General features: G+C 60.5%; 19 protein-coding genes and 2 pseudogenes. 12 read left to right on the top strand and 9 right to left on the bottom strand.

All coding sequences use genetic code 11. From position 1 onward, the window contains the following. Positions 1-43 precede the first annotated feature (43 nt). The 3 genes from QN413_RS25360 to QN413_RS25370 all read right to left on the bottom strand — a co-directional run bounded on the left by QN413_RS25360 (position 44) and on the right by QN413_RS25370 (position 1,628). A complete protein-coding gene (locus QN413_RS25360; RefSeq protein WP_323499371.1) occupies positions 44-208 on the bottom strand; it encodes a hypothetical protein in 165 nt (54 codons plus the stop codon). A 102-nt stretch (positions 209-310) separates the two neighbouring features. Further along, positions 311-574 (bottom strand): hypothetical protein, encoded by a 264-nt coding sequence (locus QN413_RS25365; protein WP_323499372.1) that lies wholly within the window; start codon positions 572-574, stop codon positions 311-313. Between the two features lie 115 nt (positions 575-689). Beyond that, positions 690-1,628, bottom strand: a complete 939-nt coding sequence (locus tag QN413_RS25370; RefSeq protein WP_323499373.1) for a PDDEXK nuclease domain-containing protein — start codon at positions 1,626-1,628, stop codon at positions 690-692. Positions 1,629-2,013: 385 nt separating this feature from the next. On the opposite strand from QN413_RS25370, the gene QN413_RS25375 reads away from it, so the two are divergent. From QN413_RS25375 to QN413_RS25415, 9 genes are all read left to right on the top strand, one after another. Then, positions 2,014-3,039 (top strand): tyrosine-type recombinase/integrase, encoded by a 1,026-nt coding sequence (locus QN413_RS25375; RefSeq protein ID WP_323499374.1) that lies wholly within the window; start codon positions 2,014-2,016, stop codon positions 3,037-3,039. A 129-nt stretch (positions 3,040-3,168) separates the two neighbouring features. Beyond that, entirely contained in the window at positions 3,169-3,900 is a 732-nt protein-coding gene (locus tag QN413_RS25380) for a hypothetical protein (protein ID WP_323499375.1), read from the top strand. Between the two features lie 210 nt (positions 3,901-4,110). Beyond that, complete coding sequence (locus QN413_RS25385; RefSeq protein WP_323499376.1) at positions 4,111-4,554, top strand: HIT family protein; 444 nt, start codon at positions 4,111-4,113, stop codon at positions 4,552-4,554. Beyond that, positions 4,551-5,624 carry an HNH endonuclease gene (locus QN413_RS25390; RefSeq protein WP_323499377.1) on the top strand — a complete coding sequence of 358 codons (1,074 nt, stop codon included), beginning with the start codon at positions 4,551-4,553 and terminating at the stop codon, positions 5,622-5,624. The genes QN413_RS25385 and QN413_RS25390 overlap by 4 nt, the downstream gene beginning before the upstream one ends. 50 nt (positions 5,625-5,674) lie before the next feature. Beyond that, a complete protein-coding gene (locus QN413_RS25395) occupies positions 5,675-6,118 on the top strand; it encodes a DUF4124 domain-containing protein (RefSeq protein ID WP_323499378.1) in 444 nt (147 codons plus the stop codon). Continuing rightward, the gene (locus QN413_RS25400; RefSeq protein WP_323499379.1) at positions 6,112-6,393 is read left to right on the top strand and encodes a DUF4166 domain-containing protein; all 282 of its coding nucleotides are present in this window, start codon (positions 6,112-6,114) and stop codon (positions 6,391-6,393) included. The genes QN413_RS25395 and QN413_RS25400 overlap by 7 nt, the downstream gene beginning before the upstream one ends. After that, positions 6,390-6,674, top strand: a complete 285-nt coding sequence (locus QN413_RS25405; RefSeq protein ID WP_323499380.1) for a DUF4166 domain-containing protein — start codon at positions 6,390-6,392, stop codon at positions 6,672-6,674. The genes QN413_RS25400 and QN413_RS25405 overlap by 4 nt, the downstream gene beginning before the upstream one ends. Next, complete coding sequence (locus QN413_RS25410; protein WP_323499381.1) at positions 6,671-7,060, top strand: thiol-disulfide oxidoreductase DCC family protein; 390 nt, start codon at positions 6,671-6,673, stop codon at positions 7,058-7,060. Before QN413_RS25405 ends, QN413_RS25410 begins: the two co-directional genes overlap by 4 nt. Before the next feature lie 506 nt (positions 7,061-7,566). Further along, positions 7,567-8,166 carry an H-NS family nucleoid-associated regulatory protein gene (locus QN413_RS25415; RefSeq protein WP_323499382.1) on the top strand — a complete coding sequence of 200 codons (600 nt, stop codon included), beginning with the start codon at positions 7,567-7,569 and terminating at the stop codon, positions 8,164-8,166. 989 nt (positions 8,167-9,155) lie between these two features. Here QN413_RS25415 and QN413_RS25420 read toward each other — a convergent pair. From QN413_RS25420 to QN413_RS25430, 3 genes and pseudogenes are all read right to left on the bottom strand, one after another. Further along, the gene (locus tag QN413_RS25420) at positions 9,156-9,383 is read right to left on the bottom strand and encodes a hypothetical protein (RefSeq protein ID WP_323499383.1); all 228 of its coding nucleotides are present in this window, start codon (positions 9,381-9,383) and stop codon (positions 9,156-9,158) included. 165 nt (positions 9,384-9,548) lie between these two features. Next, positions 9,549-9,929, bottom strand: a pseudogene (locus tag QN413_RS25425) (HU family DNA-binding protein); the annotation flags it as partial. 57 nt (positions 9,930-9,986) lie between these two features. Further along, on the bottom strand, positions 9,987-10,472 hold the full coding sequence (locus QN413_RS25430; RefSeq protein ID WP_323499384.1) for a hypothetical protein: 486 nt from the start codon (positions 10,470-10,472) through the stop codon (positions 9,987-9,989). 302 nt (positions 10,473-10,774) lie between these two features. On the opposite strand from QN413_RS25430, the gene QN413_RS25435 reads away from it, so the two are divergent. Then, the gene (locus QN413_RS25435; protein ID WP_323499385.1) at positions 10,775-11,305 is read left to right on the top strand and encodes a DUF4337 family protein; all 531 of its coding nucleotides are present in this window, start codon (positions 10,775-10,777) and stop codon (positions 11,303-11,305) included. Between the two features lie 732 nt (positions 11,306-12,037). Here QN413_RS25435 and QN413_RS25440 read toward each other — a convergent pair. After that, positions 12,038-13,681, bottom strand: a complete 1,644-nt coding sequence (locus QN413_RS25440; RefSeq protein ID WP_323499386.1) for a Fic family protein — start codon at positions 13,679-13,681, stop codon at positions 12,038-12,040. 495 nt (positions 13,682-14,176) lie between these two features. Between QN413_RS25440 and QN413_RS27475 the strand changes: the two are divergent. Then, positions 14,177-15,364 (top strand): annotated as a pseudogene (locus QN413_RS27475) (IS3 family transposase). A 50-nt stretch (positions 15,365-15,414) separates the two neighbouring features. Here QN413_RS27475 and QN413_RS25455 read toward each other — a convergent pair. Both QN413_RS25455 and QN413_RS25460 read right to left on the bottom strand, forming a co-directional pair. Continuing rightward, positions 15,415-15,612, bottom strand: a complete 198-nt coding sequence (locus QN413_RS25455; RefSeq protein ID WP_416352249.1) for a hypothetical protein — start codon at positions 15,610-15,612, stop codon at positions 15,415-15,417. Between the two features lie 124 nt (positions 15,613-15,736). Beyond that, positions 15,737-16,405 (bottom strand): carbonic anhydrase family protein, encoded by a 669-nt coding sequence (locus QN413_RS25460; RefSeq protein ID WP_416352250.1) that lies wholly within the window; start codon positions 16,403-16,405, stop codon positions 15,737-15,739. Between the two features lie 411 nt (positions 16,406-16,816). On the opposite strand from QN413_RS25460, the gene QN413_RS25465 reads away from it, so the two are divergent. Next, the gene (locus tag QN413_RS25465) at positions 16,817-17,281 is read left to right on the top strand and encodes a hypothetical protein (protein ID WP_323499390.1); all 465 of its coding nucleotides are present in this window, start codon (positions 16,817-16,819) and stop codon (positions 17,279-17,281) included. Positions 17,282-17,744 lie beyond the last annotated feature (463 nt).

The following is a 17,744-nucleotide window of genomic DNA, read 5'->3' on the forward strand; positions in this document are numbered from 1 at the left end:
GGGTAGGCTGAACACCCGGGTCACTTTGAGATCGGCACAACCCTCATAAGTGGGTCAATTCTCGGTCGGCGCCAACAATCAGCCCCTCTTCCACCTGTTGCATGAGCGGGACGCCGGAAACTCTGGCGACGCGATCGGCGTAGTGGTCCCGGATCGCCTGGTACTCGGGCGACCACCGGGCGCGGGCGATGGCTTCGGTGACGATCAAGAAACTTCACCTGCTGCAGGGGCGTGCTTCAAGACCTGCCATCTGACGGCGGCGTTTGTTCGTCTGCCAGTGACTCGCCAATCCCAAGCCTCTGCAAGTCGTTCAATTTGTCGGCAACTCATCGCTTGAATGAAGCACTTCGTTTTTGAACGCATCAAGCTCTGAAAGCTCTTTAACCGCTCCCGTACAGGCCTGCAGGGACGTCCGCCAGTGATCGGCCACGTCGACCATGTTTTTCAGCATCTGAGCGCGATTGGCCAGCATGTGGAGCTTCGCTTCGTCGCTCAGCCTGACCTTCATGTCAGTGGCATTGCGCCACGGGGACATCATCCCCGGCAGGTTTCTGGTGTCGAGCTCTACTTTCATGCGGCATCGTACTGCCGGCATGCGTTTGGTTGGAGCCAGCAGAGGGGTCATCCTGCTTCGGTGCATGAAGAAGCGCTACGGTCCAGTTGATTTTTCTAGGGCGCGCTATCAGCTTTCAGGAGGCGGCTGCGTCACTTTCTCTGTCATCGTTGCGAGCTGCCAGATCCTGTAGGTAGAACTCGTGCAGCTTGGCCTGCAGCAGCGCTTTGTCGGGCAATTGGGTGTGGTACTGCGCAATGAGTGCGGGCGATGCCGTTCGGCTCAGGGCGTACTCAACCACTTCGTCGTCCTTGCTAGCGCAGAGCAGCACGCCCAAGGCCGGATTCTCATGCGGCTTGCGGACGTTGCGATCCAGTGCCTCCAGATAAAAACCGAGCTTGCCCAGGTATTCGGGCTCGAAGCGCCCGACCTTCAATTCGATGGCAACGAGGCAGTTCAGCCCGCGGTGGAAAAACAGCAGATCCAGCGCGAAGTCCTGCTTTCCGACCTGGACCGGGAACTCCGATCCGACGAAGCAGAAGTCACGTCCTAGTTCGATCAGGAAGCTTTTGAGCCGACCCAGCAGCCCCTGATGCAGATCGGCTTCGCTGTGCAACACGGGCAAGTCGAGGAACTCGAGCAGGTACGCGTCCTTGAAGACGCTCAATGCCTGGGGATGACTTTGTCGCACCGCTGGTGAGACTTTTGCCGGCGTCAGCACGACGCGCTCGAAGAGTGCAAGGCCAAATTGCCGCTCAAGCTCCCGTTTGGTCCACTCTTCACGCGCTGCGGCGCGCAGGTAGAACTCCCGCTCCTCGGCCCGCTTGCTCTGGCTGAGGATGATGAGGTTATGGGTCCACGGCAGTTGTCGCACCAGCGGTGCGACTTTCTCGTCATCACGGTAGGTTTCGTAGAACTGGCGCATGCGAAAAAGATTGGCGCGGGTGAAGCCGCGCAATCCGGGCTGTGTTTCGGCCAGATGGCTCGCCAATTGGGCAACAACGCCATCGCCCCACTCCGCGCCCGCCAATTTTTGACTGATGTATTCACTGACCTGCCAATAGAGGTCGACCATGCGGTGTTGACTGCCTGGTACGCCTGTGTCTTGGCCGCCCTAATCAAAGCGACGATCTCAGCAAATGCTGGACCGACCGGGCCCGGCGCCTGGACATGGATCCCGATGGCTGCCTTGGTGGGTATGTTGCTGCGTTTGCTCATGACCCGACAAGTCTAGGTGGGCGTGGTCCCCGGCGCGCAAGGATCCGCAAGAGCTAGAGCCAAGCTCCCTCAGCCTTGCCAACCGATGGTTGGTGAACCGCCTGCGCACCTACCTGCGCAGTCCACAAATACACTAACGGCACGCCAATCTTACAATCACGGCTTGAATGGCACCCCCGCACTAGCTTGCAAAACAAAACACAGTCGCTCAGAATTGAAGGCACTTCGCCGTTAGTGTATTTATGATTACCCTTTCCCTCTTTGAAGATGCCCAGTCCCAGAGCCACTTGCTAGCTTTCGAGCGCTGGCTTGTCGATCGGCGTTCCTCCGGGTTCTTGCGCCAGCCTGGCTCGGTACAGGTCTACCGGGACATGTGGGGGGCCTTTACCGCCTGGTGCCTGGGGCAGTCGCCGGCGGTGACGCTGGCTTCGCTCGATGGGTTGGACCTGCAGGCGTTTCAGGCGGCGCGCTTCGGGCAGAAGAGCTCGGATCTGTCGCTCTCCCCGCGCTATGCGTTGAGGTTCATGCGTCTGATCGACCGAGTGCTGCAGCACCATGCTGTGGAGATAGGGGTGCCAGCCAATGTGGCTGCGGCGCAATGGGTGTCGGACCATCCGGAGGTGCGGTATGCGGAGGCTTCCAAGGCCGATCCCTTGCCCGAGTTCCTGTCCGTGTCGGAGGCCAGGGTGCTGATCGCGTTTGTGTCTTCTGCCCGGCCGCGGCCGGGGGTGTCAGGGGCACGTCGGGATGGGCAGGCGGCGCTGAGTTGGCAGGACGTGCGCAACCGGGTGGCGGTGGCCACGCAGCTGGGGGCGGGGCTGACGCCAGGGGATGTGCGGGGGCTGGTGCTGGCCTCCCCCGTGGTTCACGGTGGACGGGTACGGGACCGGCCCTGGAAGCTGGGTGTTCCGGGCGACGGGAATTCAGCAGCGAGGGAGACGCCGGTGGCCCCTTGGGCTGGGGAGCTGCTGCATCACTGGCTGCAGGTCCGGGCCGAAGCCCGGATCCTGGGGGACTGGCTGTTTCCTGCGACGCGTTCGGGCAAGCCGTGGAGCAAGGAGGCGCAGTACAAGGCTGCGCGTTCGGTGCTAGAGGACGCAGGGATCGACAGTGCGGATGGGGGATCCTTCCGGTTGCGGCACACCTTTGCGTTGCGCCAGCTGCGAAGAGGAACAGAGCCGGCGCAAGTGGCGCGCTGGCTGGGGGTGGAGCCCGAGGTCATGGCGCGGTATGACCGGGTGGTGGCCGGACCGGCGGATGTGGTGTGAGCCTATTTTGAATGCAGCAGTTGGGCCCTTGTGAGCTTGCACTTCACTAGCTGATCCAAACATCGGGCCGACCTGGCTTGATCAGACTTCAAGTCCACAGGCTCGTAACACACGAGTTACATTCGAGGCATGCATACCCAAGTCGAGCAGCCGTCCCGACCTTCGCGTCCTAAATGGGCGACGATCCTGAGCGTGCTGACCGTCCTGGTTGCCATCGGCACGGTGGCGCTGCACGTTGTTGGCATAACGTCTCATCGCACGTACATGCAGTATTGGGGCATTGATGCGGGGGTTTTTCCGAAGACTGCGGACCTGATCTTGATCGATGGCTATTACGGAGTGATTAATCAATCGGCACTGGCCTTTCTTCGCATCCTCTCAAACCCTGGAGCGTGGACGGCAGGCGCGTGCTTTTTGGCGCTATATCTCTTTGTTCTGGTGTCGCCTTGGGACGCAGGGACCGGTAGGGCATCTGAATGGCTGGCTCAACGCAAGCCGGGGGTGCGACGCATGGTGAAGTGCTTGATTGCCACGCTGTTACTTGCCGCCGTCATCCCCTGCATGCTTATCGCATGGACGTTGGTCATGTATTTCCCTGATGCGATTGGTGCAGCGAACGGCAAGCAGAGTGCGGAGGCCGAAGCTGTCGAATTCGCAAAGGGGTGCACGAAGTCAAAGTACCAATGCGTCCAACTGAGAAAAGGTTCGGAGTTGCTTGGCTCTGGTTTCCTGCTCGACGGGTCGCCGGCATTCGTTGCAATCTTCGACGCTGAGCGCCAGCGCGCGCGCGTCCTTCCACGTGAAGGCGTTGAATTGATCACCGGCAGGCCGCCAGTGTTACCCGAAGCGCACCGTCCATAGGCTGTTCTCCTTGCCGGCTTCTCACTGTCTTCGCCTTCACATGCCACAAGAAAGGACGGCTTGATTGCAGCGAGCCGCTCTGATTCATGGCGAGCATTGGTCTTGCCGACCCAATTCGTTGACAGAACGGAGCCCGCGCTTCAGTGCACCGTCAGGAGCCGCGACGACATCACAGTCGCCTATTCAACGCAAGCGATCAAGCGAGGGTGAATGCAAGGGTCAAATACTATCCGGCAGATTCTCCACGTCCGAAAAGCAATGAGCACCGACCTTCCCTGTCCTTTCTGCGCAATCGATGCATCGAGGATCGAAGCCCAGAATGCACACGCCTTCTGGATCAGGGACGGCTTTCCTGTGTCGCCGGGACACAGCCTGATCATTCCGAAGCGGCACATCGCGTCGTTCTTTGACGCGACAGCACAGCAGCGAGATGCCTTGCTTGAACTCTTGGATGCCGCGAAGGCGTTGATGGCCGCCGAACACCGCCCCGACGGCTACAACATCGGCATCAACGACGGTGCCGCTGCGGGGCAGACGGTGCCTCATCTCCACATTCACCTGATTCCGCGCTACGCCGGCGACATGACGGATCCGCGCGGCGGCGTGCGCTGGATCATCCCGGACAAAGCCGACTACTGGTCGCATCTCGGGTGAGCACACAGCGACCACCTTCGCCGGAGGAACAGCTCTCCTTTCTCGCCAAGCTGCAGCGCCTCTTCGCTGAAGGCGACTTCACCGCCACGTACAAGTTCGCACTGCTGATCGCACTGGCGGACCTGGCTGTCGAGCTCGGCAATGACGATGGCCAGGAGCTCCTGGTCACAACCCGTCAGATCGGCGAACGTTTCGTCCAGCTCTACTGGCAGCAGGCCGCGCCGTATGCGGCGACATCAGTGATTTCCAACAAACCGGCAGTGCTCGTTCAGAACAATGGCGCCCAGGCGGCAGTCGTCAATCTGGTCAAAGCTTTTAGGGAGCAGACCTGTGCGGCGACAGCACAGCAAGGAATGCGAAATGCGGCCTACCCTGCCCTGCTGGCGTCAGTGACGCGCACCGTGTCAGAAATGCCGCTGAAGCGCCTACAGAAATTTGGCGGTGGAACCGACGAGTTTCTGTACGCGCGTCGCAGCGACGGCCTGGTTGGTATCAAGCCGGCCAGCGTCTACTGCCTGCGGCGCTTCCAGCCGCTGGTGCAGCAACTGGCCCGATCGCACTGGGTTGACCACATCAAGGCGAACCGCATGAACCTGTCGGTGCTGGGTCCAGGCAACGACCTCGAGGACTTCCTGTTCTCGTCGTCGCGGCAGTCGTTGTTGATTCTGGGCCAGGGACTTCGCAAGGTCGACGGATCAAGATGCTTCTACTGCGGCCAGACAATGACGGGCGCCGACGTCGATCACTTCATTCCGTTCTCGCTGTACCCACGCGACGTGGGCCAGAACTTCGTGCTGTCCCATCCTTCTTGCAATCGCAGCAAGTCGAGCACGCTGGCAGCGCGGGGTCACCTGGAGCGCTGGCTGCAGCGGCTCGACACGCATGCCGACAACCTGCTCGAGATCGGCGCAGCAGCGGGGATGCCGTCAGACCCGCAGGTCAGCCGACAGGTGGCCAACTGGGGCTATGCCAATGCGATCGCCAGCGGTGCGCACGCGTGGCGCAGCGCTCGCGACTACGAGCTGATAAGCCCGGGTTATGCGGACTGCTTTGCGGGCCAATGCGCTTGAGATTGACGGCAAATCCTATCGAATGCTCTTCGCACACGTCCTTCCGATCCATGAAATCTCTTGCTGCTTTCACGTTCCTGGTTTTTACGATCTGCGCTGCGGCACCACCGACCGTGTACCGGTGTGAGACGAATGGCAAGGTCAACTATTCGGATGCGCCTTGCGTGGGTGCAAAGGTTATCGACGTAACGCCAACGCAGGGAGCGGACAAAATGACTGGTCGCTCCAGCAAAGGCCGCGATGTGCAGCGCGAAGAGTTTCACAGCACCCTGGACAACGCCACACGGTCGTTGCACGGGCTCTCCCACGACGAGATGGATACGCGCCGGCGCCGCTACGAGTTGTCATCGACCGACCAGCTTCAGTGCGCCAAGTTGGACCAGCAGTTGCCAGCGCTGGAAGAACAAACCTCGAAGGCTTCCGGACAAGCCAGGGGACAGGCCGATGTCGCGCTCTACCAGGCGCGCAAGCGGGCGTTCGATCTGAAGTGCTGAAATCGCCAAGCACTGATTCGCTGTACCGGCAGGTGAAGGTGATGGGAGACGCCTTCCTGCAACTGCATCCCGCCGTGCGGCGCTTCCACAGCCCGTTCGGCACGCACATCCTGCGAGGCGAGGTGCGGATGCAGGCGCCACATTCATGGGCCGCGAGGCAACTGGCCCGCCTGCTGGGCTCCCCGTTGCATGCAGTCAATGGCACGATCCGCTTCCGGCGCGACGCACAAGCGGACCGAAAAACGTGGACACGTCATTTCCCACCTGATCGATGACCTCAACGCTGACAAGACCACATCGGTTCATTGTTGAGAAACTTAGCGCGGCGCGACTGACTTTTCGACTGCAGGCCATACAGAGGCGACTGGTGATGCGTCTTGAACAGCTGCACTTCCTCGGCTTGCCCTGCCCCCGATGGGGACACCCGACGATCGCGGCGGAAGAGTCCGGTGAGGGCGAACTTATCCACTTCAACGTCAGCGCTTCCCTGCGCTGGATCCGGCTGGTGAGCGGCTATCCGGGCACACTGCGGATTCCGAAGGAGCTGAACCCATGATCGTGGTCTTCGATGCGCAATGCCTGCTGTGCAATGGCTGGGTGAAGTTCCTTTTGCGGCATGACCGCAAAGGCGTCTTCCGCTACGCATCGATCCAGGGAACCGCGGGACAGACCCTTCTGTCCCAGGCCAATCTCAAGGTCGAAGGCCTGGAGACATTGCTGTTGATCGATGGACCACGCATCTGGCAGCACACCGGCGCCATCTTCAGGGTGCTGGGGGCTTTGGGCTGGCCCTGGCGACTGGCCTGGATAGGTTGGCTGGTGCCCGTGCAGGTCAGGGACCCGTTGTATCGCCTGCTGGCCAGGAACCGGTACCGCGTCTTTGGCAGACTCGACGAATGCGCCATGCCACCCGCGGACTACAAGGTCCGGTTTCTGGATTGAAAACTTCCGCACCGGATCACGTCATCCGGGCTAAATGGCGCTGTTTCCGTAGTTCTCCAGAGTGGCTAATGCCTCGCGCAGTGGACCACGACTAACGCAGCCGCGGCAAGCAGCAGGCCACTGAGTATCTTGGTGCGGACATAGCGGTCGATGTTGCGCCGGTTCGAGCGCTGCACCCAAAACAATGCCTGCCGGGCAGTGTCGATGTCGTGCTGGCCTGCGTCTTCGAGAGCGCGTTGCGCCTCGCGCTGCGCTCTGCTGTCGGCCGTCTGGTCAAAGACGAGTTTTATGGGAAAGAGATACGGAGAGAACGATCGTCCGAATTGCCGGTCATTTCACAAAAGTCACGGCAATGCAGACGGAATTCAACCCTTAGGTGAATAGGAATTCGGAGTGTGCACAGATCAGCTTTTGAGATGCCGACTTTTCAGGATGAGCCGCCAAGAGTCTTAGTTAATTGCAAACAGGTAAGCTCGGGACTATCTCAACCCTACTTCCAAAGACTCATGGCAAAGACCTACGAACAGATCCAGCAGCAAATCGAGAAACTCCAACGGCAGGCCAAAGCCCTCCAAGCCGTTGAAGCCAAGGGCGTTATCGATCAAATCAAAGCAGCCATCGAGCATTACGGCCTGACGGCCGAGCAACTCGGATTCGACGGTGCCAAGACTTCCCCCCTTGCGACTTCGGCAGCTCCCGCACCGACGTCGGCGCCTGCCGCGAAGCAGTCTTCGAAGCCAGCGACCAAGAGCACCAACAAGAGCAAGAGCAAGCCGCAGTTCAGTGATGAGTCTGGCAACGTATGGGGTGGCCGCGGTCCGCGCCCGGCATGGCTGCGCGACGCGCTGCGGGCTGGCCGTGACATCAACGAGTTCCGCATCGGCAAGCGCGCCAAGGCAAAGAAGACGCCAATGCCGCTGGGTGCTGCGATTGCTGCAGTCTCGCCGGTGACCAAAACCGCAGCGACACCGGCTCCACTCACCAAGCGTGCCAAGATGAGCTACGGCGACGATGCCGGCCATTCGTGGAGCGGCATGGGTCCGAAGCCGGGCTGGCTGAAGGCTGCAATCGAAGCGGGCAAGTCGCTGGCTGACTTCGCGAAGTAATCACCTGCCACATACCGGGTGACAGACTTCGTGGACGGCGAGCCGTCGAAGATCAAGCCGGACGGGCTGCGCTACAAGGCCAAGCCTGCCGGCACCCCGTTCAAGACGAACGCAGTCGGCAGCAGCATGTCCTGCCTGCTCTGCGGCCTCCACAAGCCGCGAGCAGAAGGCGCTGTGAAGACAATGTTTGGGGCCAAACAGTTTGTGTGCTTCGGGTGCCGGCCCACCGCGACACGTTGAGGATCTGGCGCAAAGGTTGCTGCGCAGTTCAGCGAACAGGAGCGCTTAGAACGGCTGATCGCGGACGCTGTTTCAGGGCCATCGTGGAGCCTGTTGGGCGGTCGCTACGCTGCCCGAGAACCGCGCAAGTTTCATGATCAAGGTAGTGCCGGAGAACCGGATCCGCCGGTTCTCCGGCGTCATGGAGGCGCGTATTGGCATGGGCTACAACGCGTCAGTCCCGCTGCAGCAGCGCACCGGATCCGCACCAACAGCGTGCTTACCCCTACTTGGGTACTTGAGCAGGCCGGGATGACCAACAACTTCGGAAACATCATCACCTGCGTCATCCCTACCGATCGCAGGGGGCAGACCCCCGGGCGGGTGATCGCACGACGCGCGCAGGGCACTCCGTTTCCTCGCGATGCCAGCAGCACTCGTGCACTTCGGTGGAGTCATGCGCCGGCTGGACGATGTACGAGGCCGCGCTTCGAATACCGCCGCAGCAAGTTGGAGTAAGCGCTGCTGCATGGGGTCTTCCTAGCGACTCACACCGCAGCAGGATGACCCTTCCGCCGTTGGACCTGAACGTCGTCGGGCTCGGCAACAGGCAGCTTCGAGGGCCAGCGATGGGCATCGAGCATCCCTAAGAAACGCGGCTCGCTGCCTCTTTGAAGACGCACTCGAGTTTCGATATGCAAGAGAACTCGGGCGGCATCTGCCCGCGCTGTAGAGCGCAGAATTTGTCTACCGAGCGTCCCCAGGTGCGTTCAACCCACCTGGTCGATGACTCGGCGTCGCTTGACGGTAACGATGGGCTGCGATGGCTCAGCAGCCGACCCTGTGCTTTCATCCCAACCGTCTTTTAGCGGCGCGGCCGGGTTTAAAAAGCCTTGAAGATCGTGTTCGGCACAAATGCGCTCGATCTCGCGTTGGCGATCATCGCCGTCTCGTCTGTCTGCTTTAGTTACGTCGCGGCGCGTCGACTTGGATTGCATGTGTGAGTGCAGCGGGTTGAACCGAGAAGGGCGACTTGCCGCTAACGGTCGTTGGCATTGCAGGGAGACCCTGCTGCCGAAAGACAAATATGCCAGGGAAAGCGGTGGCGCCTGCAGGCGCAGAGCCCGAGGGCCGTCGCGATGCCAGCCCCCATTTCCGTTTGTTTACTTCTTCTTTGAAGCGACAGCCTTCTTTGCTGGGGCGGCCTTCTTTGCCGGAGCCTTCACCGCCACAGCCTTGTCGGCCTTGCGTTTGGCAGCCTTCGGGTCAACGGCAGCCTTGAAAGCGGCGCCGGCGACAAACTTCGGCACTTTCTGTGCGGCAATCTTGATCTTCGTTCCAGCCGTCGGATTGAAGCCTGCACGTGCTGCGCGAGCGACTTGCTTAAAGGTTCCGAATCCAACGATCTGAACTGGATCGCCTTTCTTGACGGAGGCCACGATGGCCTCGGTGACGGTGGCGAGAATGCGTGCGCCCTCCGCTTTGCTCACGCCATGCGCGGCGACGATTTTGTCTGCGAGTTCGAGTCTGTTCATGTTTTCCTGGGGTACGTGAACGCCTCGCGATGAACGCTGGCGTTGCTTGTTTAAGCGAGGGCGATTCTATGGACTGCTGGTGGGCGCTTTCGAGTGCACATGCTTCGAAGGCACTCCGGCGTGCGAAAAGTCGCGTTCGAGCGTGCCGAGGGCTGCGTCCAGTGCGGCGATCAGGACCTGCGTCGACAACGTGAATGGCGCTAAGAGCGTCAGAGGTGGTACTGGTGATGCGGCCTTGAAATCACGATCATGTTGGCGGTCTTTTTCTCGCCAAGTTCGCGCGCGAAGGTCAGGTCGACGGGGGTTCGGGTGGATGGTTTCCACGATGCGCGCATAGACCTCGCATTCGGTCAGTTCACCCGCATCGAGGACAAGAATGTCCACTTCCGATCCGTCACCGAACGACGATGGGCCACGGGCATACGAGCCGACCGTGACCGCACGCACACCCACCTCGACCAGGGACGCCATGCAGGCGTCCACCTGTGGCCGCACAGCCCCATAGGACGCCAGTCGGCGTTCGGCTACCAACTCGGCAAGGGGTCTGATCATTCCGCGCGTGGTGGGATGTTCGCATTGCGGCATCCCGGTGTCGACATGTGGAGGGATACAACAATTGCATGACCTGGACCGCGCGTTTCATCCGCCAAGAAAACGCCCCGGCAGCTTGCGCTCCGGGGCATTGGGTTCACGCGAGACGTGAGCCTTTGGGCAGCGCTTAGATAGAGGGTAGGTGCCGCCATGGGGCACGGACTCGGACGGTGTGGGGGTACACCGGTCGTCGACAATTGACCCAACATCAGGAGAAGCGCTTGTCTGAAGAGTTCGAGATACGTGGGGCACACGAAGACCAGATGGACGCGGCGGCCGAGCGCGAGCCCAGGGGGACGGCCGGACAGTTGGCGGTGATGACGGCGATCCTCGCAACGGTCGGGGCGATGTTCTCGTACATGGCGGGAGCCACTCAGGCGGACGCCGGGATATTCAAGAACGATGCTGCTATCAGGAAGACCGAGGCGTCAAACCAATGGAATTTCTACCAGGCAAAGAGCAACAAGCAGAACCTGAGCGAACTCGGGATGCAGCTTGTCGACGCGGCGCGAAGACCGCTCTTCGAGGCCGAAGTCAAACGCTACGTTGCTGAGGAGGCCGAGATCAAGCTGGCCGCCGAAAAGCTCGAAAAGGAGTCGACCGAATTCGACGAGATGAGCGAAGCCAAGCTGCACCAGCATCACCGCTGGGCCCAGGCCACCACGGCGCTGCAGATCGCCATCGCTATGGCCGCGATCGCGCTGCTGACCAGGCGACGCTGGCTGGAGAAAGCCGTCTTCGTGATGAGCGGCTTGGGGCTGGTGGTGGGCGCGCTGGCCTACTTTCATCTCTGAAGCGGGTTCGGTCTCTGCCGCAAGACGCCGTCGAGATCCTGTTGCGATAGTGCAGCCGGCGCCCACAAGCTGCTGTGCGAACACCATCATCTGCTCGGCAGCACCCTCGTCACACGAAGATCGCCCAAACAATAGCTTTGCTCTACAAAACTGTAGAGCAAAGCATCAATATGAGGATGTGGGTCGACGTCGTCGGGTCGCTTGATGGGCTTGGAACGTCATGACGAAGCTGGAGCAACTGCCCGACGTCGTGGCTTTGCTGCCTTGGTCACCGACTGTGGGCCAGGCCGCTGTCCCACCACCGCGATCGCACACTCCAGCAGCGCCTTCGTAGCCTCCTGCACGGTCTCCTCACGCGCGAGCGCACTGTCCCGATCCGTCATACGTGAGGTCATTGATCGAGTGCCGTGGGAGCCGTCGTGAGCTCAGTCAGGTTTCAGGGCAAAGCAACAATACGGAAGCGGATGAAAGAACGTGAGTTCGACGAAATAGAGTTCGTCAACTTTCAAGGCGCGTAAGGCCGCAATCAGTGGATCGAAGCCGCGTGTTCTACGCTGCCTATGGACGGGTGAGAGTCGATGAAGCCTTCGATGCGCTGGGCCTGGCGATCGTCGCCGCGATCGCGCGAATGCATGGAGGGTAGACCCGCGTCATCTCCTGGTCGGACGTCACTGAAATCAGCTTCTCTCTGGGAATACCTGAAAGCTGATTCAACCTGGGCCGCGCGCCGCATCAGCCGCGCGGGCGTTGCGAATCGTCTTCCTCGATGTCGGCGTCCAAGGCGCCATCGTCTTGCAGCAAATCAACCTGCGCGTCCTGCGCCGCGTCCAGACTCTGGGCGACGAATGTCGTAAATGACCTGATGTCGCCCTGGCCGCTTGCCGCATTCAGTGTCGCCATGTACCGATCGCGATCTTCGAGACGCAGCACCGTCCAAGGGAATCCGCCCGAGGCCAGCATTGCATTCATGATGAAGCGCCCGAGCCGGCCATTGCCGTCCATGTACGGGTGAATGAAGACGAACATGAAGTGACCTAGCACCGCGCGCACCGCAGCCGATCGTTCGTCGCGCAGCAGTTCGAAGAGCACGGGCATCATCTCGCGCACCGCTTCGCGCGGTGGGGGCACATGCTGCGCGTTGCGAATGTAGACCTGATGCCCGCGGTAGCCAGCAAGGTCGGTCACCGCCAGGAGCCCGGCGGTGACGCTGGGCGCGAACATCGCACGGAACCAAGCGCCATGATCGCCCTTGAGGACGTCACCGGCGTTCGCGCCGTCGAAGATCTTCCGGATGGATACCTTGACCTCGTTGTGCGCCAGCCAGTAGCCGTGCGCCGCCATCGCATCTCTGGACTGCCGGTCCTGCTCATGGATATCCTCGTCCCAATCCCCGCTTGCCACGTGGCGGATCAGTTCCGGCGTGACTCTGTAGCCTTCGATAGACAGCGAGTGGTAGGCATCGGTGACGTAGACGTCTTCGACCGCTTGCATGAACGCGGCGACGTCGTCAGGCCTTCCTGGCTCGTCTCGTGGAAAAGCGCTCTCGACGTCGTCGCGCATCGAGGCCCACATCAGTCGCAATCTGGAGACATAGGGCGACTCGGTGCGGTCACCCGGGACAATTCGCGGCGGGATCTCGAATGGATTGGCCTCGGTGACTTGGTTGCCCAAGGCACGCATGAATCCCACGATGTCGTCCGCGATCGCGTCTCGGCCCGCCGCGCGGAAGGCGCCGGCGAGGCGACCGGCGATCGTGCTGTGATTCCCCTGCGCGAGCAGACGGCTGAGTTCGGACGCATCGCTGATGGACAGCAGTGCGACTTGCGCGTCCTGGGCTGAGGCTCTGAAGAAGTTCTCCGGCGTCTTCAGGAGCGCATGGGCCAGCGTCATAGTCCGGACGTTTCCTACGCTGTCGCGCCGGTCGGACGCCGGAAAGTCTCTCGCTTGGTAGTCCATCAGCGAGAACCCGTTGGGCAGGGCCAGCACCCCGTTCTTTCCCAGCGGCGAGTGAATGACGACTTGCTGGGGCAGCAACGTCGTGCCGGCGTGCAGTTTCAGCGAGTATTCCGCCGACACGCACCAGTCGGCGCCGAACCGGGCATTGCAGTAGGCGGCAATGAAGTCCTTCATTCCCGCAATCCAAGGCGTTGTATCTCCTGGCTTGGTTGAAGGGCTGGCGGACATGTACCAGCCCTGGATTATCGGCTGGAGAAACCCCGCGCCCATCAGCGCCTCACGGTCCGTACGAGAGAACTCGCTTGTATTGAAGACGCTGAGGCCGTGCTGCTGCAGGGCATGGAGTGCCTCCAGGGCGGCGGCCAGCCGCCGCTGCGCCGGGGTCGTTTTGCGAAGATTCGCTGCGGGATTGGTTGCCATGGGTAGGGGCCTTGCTTGTTGGTGCCAGGGTCTATTGTCAACCGGGTGCTAGACTTTATTGCTTGTCCGTTGCTAGGCTATGTTGTTTTTTCATTGCTAGGCTATGTTGCAAGGTGCAAGAGATTCATGTGAAAGCAGCAGGCAGAGGAAGCAGACGCTGGTTCAATCGGCAGTGTCGCGCCATGCGCACCCATCCCTATCCCATCCACGTCCATCGGTCTTGAAGAGGGCCGCCATCGCCTACGCTATGTGTCCCATCGACCCTGCCTTGTGGAAGTTTGGGCCATGGCGAAAATTGAACGTACTGCTCACCCTCGATTTCCTCGAACGCTGACGCTCAAGGATTTACTGGCGTCGTTCACGCCTAGACCTGAGGAAACAGTCCTGGTCAAATGAATTCGCACACTCGGATGGGTGGAAATCAGTTGGCCAGTAAACGTGACGAAATCAACCCGAAGAGTCTTTGACGCGAGCTTCAAGCTGCAAGTCGTTCTGATGATCCGCGTCCAGGGGCTCCATATCGGCCAAGTGTGCCGGGACGTGCGATTGGGCGAGACGGCTGTGAGGCACTGGCTGGCACTGGCTGGCACAGGCCGATGCCGAACAACTCGGTCAGCCTGGAATAGGCAAGCCCTTGACCGCCGGGCATCAGCGCATCCGTCAACCCGAAGCCGAGAACAAGCAACTGCGAGGCGATGTGGATACGTTCAAAAAAAACCTCGGCCTTCTTTGCCCGCGAACTGCGATGAGCTTGCAACTCATCGAGCAGCTGCAACACAAGGACAACGCCGTGCCGGTGGAGCAACTCTGCCGGGTACTGGAGGTCAGCCGCTCAGGCTACTACGCCGCACGCAAACGCAGGCAGATCCCGCCTCGAGTATGCCAAGCCAGCGTGCATTTGAAAGCTGCATTCGCCGCCAGTGGTGGTGCTTACGCAAGCCGTCGTCTGCGAGCGGCAGTGGCCTTGCGAGGCGTCGTAATGGGCCGCTATCGCGTGCGCAGTTTGATGCGCCCGCATGGCTTGCGCTCGGCGTGGAAGCGCAAGTTCGTACACAGCACCGACAGCCGACATGCATTGCCGATCTGACCCAACGTGCTGGATCGACAGTTCAATGCGACGCGGTCCAACCCTGCGTGGGTCGCTGACATCACCTACATCAGAACGCGCAGCGGCTGGCTGTATCTGGCTGTATCTCGCAGTGGTGCCAGACCTGTTTGCGCGCAAGGTCGTGGGCTGGGCAATGGCCCAGACATGCGGGCGATGCTGTTGTGTCAGGCGCTGCAGTTGGCCATCGCACAGCGTCAACTGGCGAGCGGCTTGATCGTACCTTCGGACCGTGGAAGTCAATATGCAAGCAACGCGCATGGAGCCCTGCTCACCAAGCACGGGCTGGTGGGCAGCATGAGTCACAAGGGAAATTGTTGGGACAATTCAGTCATGGAGCGCTTCTTCCTGAACTTGAACTTGAACTTGAACCTGAACCTGAACCTGAACCTGAAGATGCAGCGGATCTGGCAGCGAGATTACGCCAATCGTGCCAAGCCCTGAGCGACGTTGCCGACTACATCGTGAGCTTCTACAACAGTGTGCGGCTGCACTCCGCACTGGGCAACTTGCCACCCAATGCCTTCGAGCACGAATCGGCAATCAATCAACCTATCAATGTGTCTGAAATAACTTGACCGGGACAGCTGGATCTGGCTCTTCTCGTCTACACACAGCACGATCGCCATCAAAGGCGACCCATGTAGGGGCCGACGATGTCGCGTACCTTCTCGACGAATCTCGGATCAATCTGCGGTGTGACATGTTGGCGTGCTGCAACCACCTTGTTGTCCTGCCCATAGGCACACGCCAGCACGATGCGCGCTCGCAGCACCAAGACCTTTGCCGTCTTGCGTCGCAGCGTCAGCTGCCTTGAGCTGTTCACGTTCGACGTTTGGCAGCACTAGTGTCGATTTGGGCCTTCCACTCATTGCAGCCTCGTCGAGTACACACGGCACCCGACGGACTTCAGACCTCAAAACAGTTCAACGAACTTCTAACTCACGACACTAGACGAGCGTCACCTTGCCAGAGGCAATGTCGTACATCGCACCCACAATCTTGATTTTTCCTTCGGCTTCTAGCGCTGCCAATGTGGGGCTCCGTTGGCGAATCAGCGGTAGTGCCTGCTGTACATGTGTCTTGGTAACCGCGTCGACGAACGCGTAATTCTTCGAGGTGCGTGCACCTTCGTAGGCCGTGGCGTCGATGGCCGACTTAAAGCGGGCCAGCAGCAAGGTGAGATTGCCCAGCACCACGTTGTCGATCGCTCCCTTGGTAGCGCCGCATGCCGTGTGACCCATGACCATCACAACCTTTGCACCCGCCGCTGCGCACGCGAATTCCATCGAGCCGAGCATGTCCTCATTGACCGCATTGCCAGCGACGCGCGCGCTGAACGTGTCGCCCAAGCCAAGGTCGCAAATTACTTCTACGGAGGCCCGCGAGTCCATGCATGAGAGGACCACTGCGGCAGGATGCTGCCCGCTGGCACTGGAGCGCATCTCGGCCAAGAAGTCGCGTTGCCTGTGCACGCCCGCCAGGAACCGTGCGTTGCCGTCGAGAATGAACTTGACCACCTCGTCCGGCGTCATGGCATTGCGCCTCACTTCGCTGAGGGACGCCGCCTGTGCGCTCGACGAAGCGGTCGCGCTTCCAACGCCAGCCAGGCCTGCCACGAGGGACGCGCTTAAAAACCGCCGACGATCCGGTTCTCCGCAACAGGCAGCATGCAGGTTTTTCATGAGCGCTTTCTAGTGGTTGTTGTGTTGGCTCCTGCCGGAGCGGACGGCACAGCAGCGCGTTGAAAGATGAATTCCAGAATGCGCCGCCTGTGAGATTCATCCTACGCAACAAGCTGCAAACAACCATGCGCACTTACCCCTTAGCAGGCTGCTGAAATACTCCCCGACCGCTATCGACACATCCGCTGTTCCTCGAACGTTGATCAGTGATCGTTTCCTCCCTTAAGAACAAACCCCAGACTATGCGCGGCGCCGATACAGATCTGGCCCCGAAAATCTGTACAACCCGGTAAGTGTGAAAACTGCTCCTGAAAGTGAGGAGCTCGCCTGTGAAGATTGGAGTTCATGCGCAGCAACCTGGCCGCGCCCTTGCACCTTTGCCTGGGCCACTCCAAGGCGAACCAGTTGGGCCAGGACCTTCCGGAGAACTACAAGCCGCTGGTTGGCTCAGCCGCCGAGGCGATGCGCGACTGGCTCGGCGCCCTGCGCGCGGCCAAGATCACCAGCGGACCGACCTTCCGGCGCGTGATGGCAGGCGATCGCATTGGCGCGCCGTTGGGTGCTGAGGGCGTGCGGTTCATCGTGAGGTCGCGCTGCGCGGCCGTGGGACTGGACGGCCGGTTCTCGGCGCACTCGCTGCGCTCGGACTTCGTGACGGAGGCCGGTCTGCGCGACGTGCCGATGGGCGAGGCCATGGCGATGACGGGGTACCGCACGGTGGCCACCTTCCAGGGCTACTACCAGTCGGCAGCGATCCTTCGCAGCAGGGTGGCCAGCATGCTGGATACGCCGCCGCCGAAAGACGCGTAGGCCCGACGCCCGAACTTTCTCACTTCACTCGAACTCTCTCTTTCGTGAACAACACGCCGAATGCCGAAGTGCGCTTTGCCAAAGCTCGTGCATCGAATCGGCGAATCTGCAACTAGACACCCAAACTACACGCGAAACCGCGCCAAAAGCTTGGCCGTCCTACTTAGTTCGGATAAAGCGGCTCGATCACGGCAACCAAACGGGCCCAGGGCACGACGCGCTCTATCTCCGCAAAGAAACTTCTCGAGGCGCGTTCGCTTCCTCTTCAACGCGTACTCGACGCTGGAAAAGCTGCGTTGAATCGTGTCGGGCACCCTTGGAAATCTGGTCCGATCGTGCATGCATGAGGCGTGCCCGGATCGATCAATTAATAAGCGTCTCCCTAAGGAGACGCTGAACATTGAGCATTGCAGCGCGAGTTGATGACATCGCAACGAGATGCGCCCTCAAGGGTGCCCGATGT

Origin of the sequence: Variovorax sp. LG9.2, from assembly GCF_035018885.1 — a bacterium.
GTDB lineage: Bacteria > Pseudomonadota > Gammaproteobacteria > Burkholderiales > Burkholderiaceae_C > Variovorax.

Coding starts and splice junctions, on each gene's coding strand:
- QN413_RS25365 (WP_323499372.1), bottom strand. CDS start 574: ATGAAAGTAGAGCTCGACACCAGAAACCTGCCGGGGATGATGTCCCCG.
- QN413_RS25370 (WP_323499373.1), bottom strand. CDS start 1,628: ATGGTCGACCTCTATTGGCAGGTCAGTGAATACATCAGTCAAAAATTG.
- QN413_RS25375 (WP_323499374.1), top strand. CDS start 2,014: ATGATTACCCTTTCCCTCTTTGAAGATGCCCAGTCCCAGAGCCACTTG.
- QN413_RS25380 (WP_323499375.1), top strand. CDS start 3,169: ATGCATACCCAAGTCGAGCAGCCGTCCCGACCTTCGCGTCCTAAATGG.
- QN413_RS25385 (WP_323499376.1), top strand. CDS start 4,111: ATGCAAGGGTCAAATACTATCCGGCAGATTCTCCACGTCCGAAAAGCA.
- QN413_RS25395 (WP_323499378.1), top strand. CDS start 5,675: ATGAAATCTCTTGCTGCTTTCACGTTCCTGGTTTTTACGATCTGCGCT.
- QN413_RS25405 (WP_323499380.1), top strand. CDS start 6,390: ATGACCTCAACGCTGACAAGACCACATCGGTTCATTGTTGAGAAACTT.
- QN413_RS25410 (WP_323499381.1), top strand. CDS start 6,671: ATGATCGTGGTCTTCGATGCGCAATGCCTGCTGTGCAATGGCTGGGTG.
- QN413_RS25415 (WP_323499382.1), top strand. CDS start 7,567: ATGGCAAAGACCTACGAACAGATCCAGCAGCAAATCGAGAAACTCCAA.
- QN413_RS25420 (WP_323499383.1), bottom strand. CDS start 9,383: ATGCAATCCAAGTCGACGCGCCGCGACGTAACTAAAGCAGACAGACGA.
- QN413_RS25430 (WP_323499384.1), bottom strand. CDS start 10,472: ATGATCAGACCCCTTGCCGAGTTGGTAGCCGAACGCCGACTGGCGTCC.
- QN413_RS25435 (WP_323499385.1), top strand. CDS start 10,775: ATGGACGCGGCGGCCGAGCGCGAGCCCAGGGGGACGGCCGGACAGTTG.
- QN413_RS25440 (WP_323499386.1), bottom strand. CDS start 13,681: ATGGCAACCAATCCCGCAGCGAATCTTCGCAAAACGACCCCGGCGCAG.
- QN413_RS25465 (WP_323499390.1), top strand. CDS start 16,817: ATGCGCAGCAACCTGGCCGCGCCCTTGCACCTTTGCCTGGGCCACTCC.